Annotated in this window: 6 protein-coding genes and 1 pseudogene; 6 read left to right on the forward strand and 1 reads right to left on the reverse strand. The window is 73.3% G+C overall.

Going from position 1 to position 8,833, the window contains the following annotated elements:
• Positions 1–15: 15 nt before the first annotated feature.
• The gene (locus ABZ956_RS19230; protein ID WP_361894628.1) at positions 16–1,419 is read right to left on the reverse strand and encodes an SWIM zinc finger family protein; all 1,404 of its coding nucleotides are present in this window, start codon (positions 1,417–1,419) and stop codon (positions 16–18) included.
• A gap of 138 nt (positions 1,420–1,557) precedes the next feature.
• Here ABZ956_RS19230 and ABZ956_RS19235 point away from each other — a divergent pair, with 138 nt between their 5' ends.
• The 6 genes and pseudogenes from ABZ956_RS19235 to ABZ956_RS19260 all read left to right on the forward strand — a co-directional run.
• A complete protein-coding gene (locus ABZ956_RS19235; protein ID WP_361894631.1) occupies positions 1,558–2,658 on the forward strand; it encodes an AAA family ATPase in 1,101 nt (366 codons plus the stop codon).
• On the forward strand, positions 2,655–5,084 hold the full coding sequence (locus tag ABZ956_RS19240) for a DUF5682 family protein (RefSeq protein WP_361894634.1): 2,430 nt from the start codon (positions 2,655–2,657) through the stop codon (positions 5,082–5,084). Before ABZ956_RS19235 ends, ABZ956_RS19240 begins: the two co-directional genes overlap by 4 nt.
• A complete protein-coding gene (locus ABZ956_RS19245) occupies positions 5,081–6,298 on the forward strand; it encodes a VWA domain-containing protein (protein ID WP_361894637.1) in 1,218 nt (405 codons plus the stop codon). The genes ABZ956_RS19240 and ABZ956_RS19245 overlap by 4 nt, the downstream gene beginning before the upstream one ends.
• Before the next feature lie 269 nt (positions 6,299–6,567).
• Entirely contained in the window at positions 6,568–7,746 is a 1,179-nt protein-coding gene (gene sucC / locus ABZ956_RS19250) for an ADP-forming succinate--CoA ligase subunit beta (RefSeq protein ID WP_361894640.1), read from the forward strand.
• Positions 7,747–7,766: 20 nt separating this feature from the next.
• Positions 7,767–8,651, forward strand: a complete 885-nt coding sequence (sucD, locus tag ABZ956_RS19255) for a succinate--CoA ligase subunit alpha (protein ID WP_361894643.1) — start codon at positions 7,767–7,769, stop codon at positions 8,649–8,651.
• Between the two features lie 80 nt (positions 8,652–8,731).
• Positions 8,732–8,833 (forward strand): annotated as a pseudogene (locus ABZ956_RS19260) (rRNA methyltransferase); the annotation flags it as partial.

The raw sequence follows: 8,833 nt of genomic DNA on the forward strand, positions 1-8,833 counted from the left end.
GCTTGCCCTTTCCTGTCACAGCGCCACCACTTCCGGATCCCACGTGGCCAGCGGCGTGAAGCCCCGGTGGCCGCACTCGCCGAAGACCGTCACCGGCGCGCCGCCGGATATCGCCGCCAGCCGCCACAGCCCCGTACTGTCGCCCTCGCACCGGGGGTCGACCGGAAGCGCCGACTCGCCCTCGGCATCCGCGACGAGCCAGCCGCGGCCGTCCGCGCCCGGCACCGGGATCACGGCCGACAGCACCACCGGCCACGCCTCCAGCCACGGATCGTCCCGCACCGCCTCGCCGTAGGCGCGAAGAGCGGCTGTCGTGTCCCCGCCCGGCGGCGGCCCGGGACACGGCGCGGGGGCCGCATGGCGGGTGCCCAGCACAGCGCGCAGGGGGCGCGCCGAAGGATGGAACGCGAGATCCGCGTCCAGCGCGAGGCCCACGGGAAGGGAGAGCTCGGGCGCGCGGCCGGCCGCGCCATAAGAGAGGACAACGGCCATGCGGCCCGTACGGTGGCCGTGGAGCCAGATGCGGCGGGTGATCAGACGGCCGTCGTCACTGTCCTGCTGGGCCAGGACCAGCCAGTGGTCACGGACGGGCGGCGCGGAGGCCAGCAACGCCGACGCGTCCGAGGTGATGCCCACGCGTGAGCGAACCGTGGCGGCCAGCGGCGCGGGCAACCGCTCCACCCGCAGGTACCCCTGATTGAGCGTGTGCAGCAGTGCGCACTCCTCCAGGAGCCGGGACGCCCACGCCGCCCCCGCCCCGGCCCCGCTCGCCGACGCCAACTCCCGTACCCGCGAGGCGAGGCCGGGCGCCTGGGCGTCGACCATGCGGGCCGCCGTCTCGTCCCACTGCCCGTACCCCGCACCCTCGACCGACGCGAGCCCGCCCCGCAGCAGGTCGGCCAGCCGCTGCTCCAACTCCGTGGCGCCCGCGGCGATCCGCCGCGCACGTCGCTCGGAGCGGCGCCGCGCCGCCTCCGCGCCCGCCGCCGACCGCGGCGGGCCGGCGTCGGCCCCCGCGTCCGCGGCGCGTTCGGCGCGCTGCCGCCGCCGGGCCAGCCACTGCCCCGCCCAGTCGGGCGGCTCCGCGGCCGAGGACGGCAAGGCCCCCTCGCCCTCGGTCCACAACAACAGCAGGCCCAGCGCGTGCTTGCACGGGAACTTGCGGCTCGGGCAGCTGCAGTGGAAGCCCGGCGCGCCCTGCCCCGACAGGTCCACGACCGTGCGGTACGGCGTGCTGCCGCTGCCCGCGCATTCCCCCCAGACCGCGCCCCCGCCCCCGTCCCCGTGCGTCCCCCCGTCCGTGCCCGCGCCCGACCACGGACCGGGCGCCGCGAGCTTGCCGCCCGCCTTGCGTGATGCGGCGTCAGGAGCTAGCGCGAGCACCTGTTCCGCCGTCCAGCGTTCCCCCTGCGGATTCATGCCCCCGAAGGTAGAGGCCCCCACTGACAATCGCTCTGACCAGCGGTTTCGCTCCGTCGAGGCCGATTGTCAGTGGCGTGGTGCAGGGTTGTTGGCGCATCCCGGAGTGTTCCCGGAAGCGCACGACGAGGGGGACTTGTGACCGTGCCCGGAATTGAGACCGAAGCCCTGCGACCGCACGCGGAAGACGCCTTCGCCGACGAGCTGAAGGCGCTCGCGGCGGCCGACGACCGGCCCAGGCCCGAGCGTTGGCGGCTGTCGCCGTGGGCCGTCGCCACCTACCTGCTCGGCGGCACGCTGCCCGACGGCACCGTGATCACGCCCAAGTACGTCGGCCCGCGCAGAGTCGTCGAGGTCGCCGTCACCACACTCGCCACCGACCGCGCCCTGCTCCTGCTCGGCGTGCCCGGCACGGCCAAGACCTGGGTGTCCGAGCACCTGGCCGCCGCCGTCAGCGGCGACTCCACGCTGCTCGTCCAGGGCACGGCCGGCACCGCCGAGGAGGCCATCCGCTACGGCTGGAACTACGCCCGCCTCCTCGCCCACGGCCCCAGCCGCGAAGCGCTCGTGCCGAGCCCGGTCATGCGGGCCATGGCCGAGGGCATGACCGCGCGCGTCGAGGAGCTGACCCGCATCCCGGCCGACGTCCAGGACACCCTCATCACCGTCCTGTCCGAGAAGACCCTGCCCATTCCCGAGCTGGGGGAGGAGGTGCAGGCCGTCCGCGGGTTCAACCTGATCGCCACGGCCAACGACCGCGACCGCGGGGTCAACGAGCTCTCCAGCGCCCTGCGCCGCCGGTTCAACACGGTCGTCCTGCCCCTGCCCGCCACGGCCGACGCCGAGGTCGACATCGTCGCCCGCCGCGTCGACCAGCTCGGCCGCTCCCTCGACCTGCCCGCCGCGCCCGACGGCAGCGACGAGATCCGCCGCGTCGTCACCGTCTTCCGCGAGCTCCGCGAAGGCGTCACCGCCGACGGCCGTACGAAGCTGAAGTCGCCCTCGGGCACGCTCTCCACCGCCGAGGCGATCTCCGTGGTCACCGGTGGCCTGGCGCTCGCCGCCCACTTCGGCGACGGCGTGCTGCGCGCCGGGGACGTGGCCGCCGGCATCCTCGGCGCCGTGGTCCGCGACCCGGCCGCCGACCGGATCATCTGGCAGGAGTACCTCGAGACCGTCGTCCGCGAGCGCGACGGCTGGAAGGACTTCTACCGCGCGTGCCGAGAGGTCTCGGCATGAGCACCGCCCCCGCCCCGGTGCTGCTGGGGGTGCGCCACCACGGCCCGGGCTCCGCGCGGGCCGTGCGGGCGGCTCTCGACCAGTGCCAGCCGAGCGCCGTACTGATCGAGGGCCCGCCCGAGGCGGACGCGCTCGTCCACCTCGCCGCGGAGGAGGACATGCGCCCGCCCGTCGCCCTGCTCGCGCACGCCGCCGACGACCCCGGGCGGGCCGCGTTCTGGCCGTTCGCCGAGTTCTCCCCGGAATGGGTGGCGATGCGCTGGGCGCTGACCCATGACGTGCCGGTGCGCTTCATCGACCTGCCGGCGGCCCACTCGCTCGCCCTGGGCGGGCCCGGCACGGCGGGACGGCCCGACACCGGCACCGACGCGAGCGCCCCGTCGGTGCCCCCGGTGCCGCGGCTGGATCCGCTGGCCGTGCTGGCCGGCGCCGCGGGGTACGACGATCCCGAGCTGTGGTGGGAGGACGCCGTCGAGCACCGCCGGGGCGGCGGCCCCGAGGGCGGTGACGCGCTCGCGCCGTTCCAGGCCATCGCCGAAGCCATGGCCGAGCTGAGGGCCGGCCTCGGCGAGGACGACGGCAGCGGCACGGACGGCCCCGGCAGGCGCGGTGACGACGGTGGCGGCACCGGGGACGGCGGTGACCGGGACGCCGTGCGCGAAGCGCACATGCGGCTCAAACTCCGCCAGGCGCGACGTGAGTTCGGTGACGCGGTCGCCGTCGTCTGCGGCGCCTGGCACGTACCCGCGCTCGCCGCCAAGCGGACCGTCACCGCCGACCGGCAGGCGCTCAAGGGGCTGCCCAAGGTCAAGGCCGAGACGGTCTGGGTCCCGTGGACCCACCGCAGGCTGTCGCGGCACAGCGGCTACGGCGCCGGCATCACCTCCCCCGGCTGGTACGGGCATCTCTTCCACGCCCCCGACCGGCCCGTCGAGCGCTGGATGACCACCGTCGCGAGGCTGCTGCGCGACGAGGACCACCCCGTCTCCTCCGCCCACGTCATCGAGGCCGTGCGGCTGGCCGACACCCTCGCCACGCTGCGAGGGCGGCCGCTCGCCGGGCTCACCGAGACCACCGACGCGATCCGCGCGGTGATGTGCGAGGGCTCGGACGTCCCCCTCGCGCTCGTCCAGGACCGGCTCGTGATCGGCGACGTCCTCGGCGAGGTCCCCGACTCCGCGCCCGCCTCGCCTCTCCAGCGCGACCTGACGCGCCTCCAGCGCAGCCTGCGCCTCAAGCCCGAAGCGGCCCGGCGTGACTGGGAGTTCGACCTGCGCAAGGACACGGACGCGGCGCGCAGCCGGTTGCTGCACCGGCTCGGGCTGCTCGGTGTCGGCTGGGGTGAGCCGACGCGCACGCGGAGCGGGCTCGGCACGTTCCGCGAGACCTGGCGGCTGTGCTGGGAGCCCGAACTGGCCGTGCGGCTCGCCGAAGCCGGGGTGTGGGGCACCACCGTGGAGAGCGCGGCGACCGCCAGGGCGGAGTCCCTGGCCCGCAAGGCCACGGCCCTCGCCGACGTCACCACCCTGGCCGAACAGTGCCTGCTCGCCCAGTTGTCCGATGCCCTGCCCGTCGTCATGAGCGCTCTCTCCGAGCGGGCCGCTCTCGACACGGACGTCGGACACCTGGCCCAGGCCCTGCCCGCCCTCGTGCGGTCCGTGCGCTACGGCGACGTCCGCCGGACGGACACCCTGGCGCTCGGCGAGGTGGCCGCCGGGCTGGCCGAGCGCGTCTTCGTCGGCCTGCCCGCCGCCTGTTCGGGGCTCGACACGGACGCCGCCACGGAGATGCGCGGCCATGTGGACGCCGTCCACCAGGCCGTCGGCCTGCTGGCGGAGACCGGCCGGCCGGACCGGTCCGGCCGGTCCGGGGAAGCCGCCCGCTCCGAGCCCGGCCTGCGCGAGCGGTGGGCCGCCGTGCTGAACGTGCTGGCCGGGCGGGAGGGGCTGCCCGGGGGCATACGCGGCCGGGCGGCACGGCTGCTGCTCGACGACGGGCGGCTGCCGCAGGAGCAGGCGGCACGGCTCATGGGGCGTGCGCTCTCGCCCGGCACGGCGCCGGCCGAGGCGGCCTCCTGGATCGAGGGCTTCGTCGGCAGCGGTGGGTCCGGCGGCATGCTCCTGGTCCACGACGAACGCCTCCTCGCCCTCGTCGACGCCTGGCTCACCGGCGTCCCACCGGACGCCTTCACGGGCGTACTGCCGTTGCTGCGCCGCACCTTCTCCGCGTTCGAGCCGGGGGTGCGCCGCACGCTCGGCGAACAGATCCGCCGGGGCCCGGCAGGCGAGGGAACGAGCGGGGCGACGGCAGGGGAGAAGGGCATGCCCGGCTTCGGCACCGCCCTCGACGAGGAGCGGGCACAGGCCGTACTGCCGACGATGCGCCTGCTGCTGGGCACGGCACTCACTGGGGGAGCGGAACGATGACCACAGCCACCACCGAAAGCACCGACACCACGGGAACGGCCGGAGCCGCCGACCCCGCCGCCGAGCGGCTGCGGCGCTGGCGGCTCGTGCTCGGCGGCGAGCGCGACGGCGGCGACGGCACCGGACGCACGCTCGCCGGGACCGACGCCGCCATGGACCGGACGCTGGAGGCGCTCTACGGCGGTCGCCCCGGCGCCGGCCGCGAGCGGGCGGGCGGGCAGCGCGAGGCCGGGCTCGGCGGGTCCGCACCGCGGGTCGCACGCTGGCTGGGGGACATCCGGACGTACTTTCCGGCGTCCGTCGTTCAGGTGATGCAGCGCGACGCCATCGACCGGCTCGGCCTGTCCGCACTGCTGCTGGAGCCGGAGATGCTGGAGGCCGTCGAGGCGGACGTCCACCTCGTCGGCACCCTGCTGTCCCTCAACAAGGCGATGCCCGAGACCACGAAGGAGACCGCCCGCGCCGTCGTCCGCAAGGTCGTCCAGGAGTTGGAGAAGCGGCTGACGACCCGCACCCGTGCCACGCTCTCCGGCGCCCTCGACCGCTCCGCGCGCGTCAGCCGCCCCCGGCACCGCGACATCGACTGGGACCGCACCATTCGGGCCAACCTCAAGAACTATCTGCCCGAGTACCGCACGGTCGTCCCCGAGCGCCTCGTCGGTTACGGCCGGGCTTCCCAGTCGGTCAGGAAAGAGGTCATCCTCTGCATCGACCAGTCCGGCTCGATGGCTCCCTCCGTCGTCTACGCCTCCGTCTTCGGCGCGGTCCTCGCCTCGATGCGGGCCCTCGACACCCGCCTCGTCGTCTTCGACACCGCCGTCGTGGACCTCACCGAGCAGCTCACCGACCCGGTGGACGTGCTCTTCGGCACCCAGCTCGGCGGCGGTACGGACATCAACCGCGCGCTCGCCTACTGTCAGTCACGGATCACCCGGCCGGCCGAGACCGTCGTCGTCCTCATCAGTGATCTCTACGAGGGTGGCATCCGCGACGGGATGCTCAAACGGGTGGCGGCGATGAAGGCGTCCGGTGTCCAGTTCGTCACACTTCTCGCCCTCTCCGACGAAGGCGCGCCCGCCTACGACCGGGACCACGCGGCCGCGCTCGCCGCCCTCGGCGCGCCCGCCTTCGCCTGTACGCCCGACCTCTTCCCGGACGTCATGGCGGCGGCCCTGGAGAAGCGCCCGCTGCCGATACCCGACACGGCGGCGTGAGCCCGGCGGGCGAAAGCGCCGCGGCTCGGGCGGCCCCGTTGTATACCCGAATTGCGTACGGCGCCGTCGCGATCTGTGAGCGTAATCACGGCCCGAGTGTGACCTGCGATTTAGGGAGCCCCCGCCCACGGGGATAACCTGCGAGACGGACATGCCGCGTCAACGGTGAACGTGTGCCGCCCTCGTAAAAGATCGCGTCGTCACGCTGCCCTGCGGCACGCCCGCGCAGACAACGAACCGCGATATCCATGGAAAAGGGACGGACGCGCGTGGACCTGTTCGAGTACCAGGCGAGGGACCTCTTCGCCAAGCACGGTGTACCGGTGCTGGCCGGTGAAGTCATCGACACGCCTGAGGCGGCGCGCGCTGCGACTGAGCGCCTTGGCGGCAAGTCGGTCGTCAAGGCGCAGGTGAAGGTCGGCGGCCGCGGCAAGGCCGGTGGCGTGAAGCTGGCCGCCACGCCGGACGAGGCCGTCGCCCGCGCGACGGACATCCTCGGCATGGACATCAAGGGCCACACGGTCCACAAGGTGATGATCGCCGAGACGGCTCCCGAGATCCTCGAGGAGTACTACGTCTCGTACCTCCTCGACCGCACCAACCGCACCTTCCTGGCCATGGCCTCGGTGCAGGGCGGCATGGACATCGAGGAGGTCGCGGAGAAGACCCCCGAGGCCCTCGCGAAGGTCCCGGTCAACGCCATCGAGGGCGTCACCATCGAGAAGGCCCGCGAGATCGTCGCCCAGGCGAAGTTCCCGGCCGAGGTCGCCGAGAAGGTCGCCGAGGTCATGGTGACCCTGTGGGAGACCTTCGTCGCCGAGGACGCGCTCCTCGTCGAGGTCAACCCGCTCGCCAAGGTCGCCAACGGCGATGTCATCGCCCTCGACGGCAAGGTCTCGCTCGACGAGAACGCCGACTTCCGCCAGCCGGAGCACGAGGCGCTCGAGGACAAGGCCGCGGCCAACCCCCTCGAGGCGGCCGCCAAGGCCAAGGGCCTGAACTACGTCAAGCTCGACGGCCAGGTCGGCATCATCGGCAACGGCGCGGGTCTCGTCATGAGCACCCTGGACGTCGTCGCGTACGCCGGTGAGAACCACGGCAACGTCAAGCCGGCCAACTTCCTCGACATCGGTGGCGGTGCCTCCGCCGAGGTCATGGCCAACGGTCTCGAGATCATCCTCGGCGACCCGGACGTCAAGTCCGTCTTCGTCAACGTCTTCGGTGGCATCACCGCGTGCGACGAGGTCGCCAAGGGCATCGTCCAGGCCCTGGAGCTGCTCAAGGCCAAGGGCGAGGACGTCACCAAGCCGCTGGTCGTGCGCCTCGACGGCAACAACGCGGAGCTGGGTCGCAAGATCCTGTCCGACGCCAACCACCCGCTGGTCCAGCGCGTGGACACCATGGACGGCGCGGCCGACAAGGCCGCCGAGCTGGCTGCGGCTAAGTAAGGGACGAGGACTCCACAACCATGGCTATCTTCCTCACCAAGGACAGCAAGGTCATCGTCCAGGGGATGACCGGCGCCACGGGCATGAAGCACACCAAGCTCATGCTGGCCGACGGCACCAACATCGTCGGTGGCGTGAACCCGCGCAAGGCCGGCACGAGCGTCGACTTCGACGGCACCCAGGTGCCCGTCTTCGGCTCCGTCGCCGAGGCGATGGAGAAGACCGGTGCCGATGTCACCGTCGTCTTCGTGCCGCCGGCGTTCGCCAAGGCCGCCGTGATCGAGGCGATCGACGCCGAGATCGGCCTGGCCGTCGTGATCACCGAGGGCATCGCCGTCCACGACTCCGCCGCCTTCTGGGCGTACGCGGGTTCGAAGGGCAACAAGACCCGCATTATCGGCCCGAACTGCCCCGGTCTCATCACCCCGGGCCAGTCCAACGCCGGCATCATCCCGGGCGACATCACCAAGCCCGGCCGCATCGGTCTCGTGTCCAAGTCCGGCACGCTGACCTACCAGATGATGTACGAGCTCCGTGACATCGGCTTCTCCTCGGCCGTGGGCATCGGTGGCGACCCCGTCATCGGCACCACCCACATCGACGCGCTCGCCGCGTTCGAGGCCGACCCCGAGACCGACCTGATCGTCATGATCGGCGAGATCGGTGGCGACGCCGAGGAGCGGGCCGCGGACTTCATCAAGGCCAACGTCACCAAGCCGGTCGTCGGCTACGTGGCCGGTTTCACCGCGCCCGAGGGCAAGACGATGGGCCACGCCGGTGCGATCGTGTCCGGTTCGTCCGGCACCGCGCAGGCGAAGAAGGAGGCCCTCGAGGCCGCGGGCGTGAAGGTCGGCAAGACCCCGTCCGAGACGGCTCGCCTGGCGCGCGCCGCGCTGGCCGGCTGACGCGGAGGCCGTAGCGACATCGGAAGGCGGGTGGCGGCAGCCGCCGCGGCCCGGCTTCCAGGGCGTGGGCCCGTCCCCCTCGAGGGGCCCCCACCCACACCCCGGTGCTGCGCGACCGCTCCGACGTCGTCGCGTACGCCGCGTACCGGATGCCGGCCACCTTCGAGGCCGTGCGGTCCGCG

Source organism: Streptomyces sp. NPDC046261 (assembly GCF_040646235.1).
In the GTDB taxonomy this organism is placed as follows: Bacteria; Actinomycetota; Actinomycetes; order Streptomycetales; family Streptomycetaceae; genus Streptomyces.